The sequence below is a fragment of the Mesorhizobium sp. M1A.T.Ca.IN.004.03.1.1 genome (genome assembly GCF_003997555.1).
Classification (GTDB): domain Bacteria; phylum Pseudomonadota; class Alphaproteobacteria; order Rhizobiales; family Rhizobiaceae; genus Mesorhizobium.
This window is the reverse complement of the sequence record NZ_RZTV01000686.1, coordinates 1-254: the sequence shown is the minus strand read 5'-3', so window position 1 is coordinate 254 and position 254 is coordinate 1. Positions and strand designations below refer to the sequence as shown.

Sequence of the window (254 nt, the reverse complement as noted above, 5' to 3'; positions counted from 1 at the left end):
GCTGATTTCGACAAACCCGACATGAGCCGGCTGGAGTCCGTCCTGGACGCCACCGTTCACCCGGAGGATGCGGCGGGTTTCGGAGATGCCCTTCGCCATTGCCTCGCTACCGGCGCGAGCTTCGCCATGCGGTATCGACTGCGCCGCTCCGACGGCCTCTATCGCTGGATGTCGAGCCGCGCGGAACCGATGAGGGATCAATCAGGGCGCATTGTCCAGTGGTACGGCCTGTGTCACGACATCGACGATCAGGT

General features: G+C 63.8%; 1 protein-coding gene. It reads left to right on the top strand.

Annotation, left to right across the window (positions count from 1 at the left end):
• Positions 1 to 254, top strand: a 254-nt coding sequence (locus EOD29_RS33415; protein ID WP_127248871.1) for a PAS domain-containing protein, incomplete at both ends; no start/stop codon positions are given.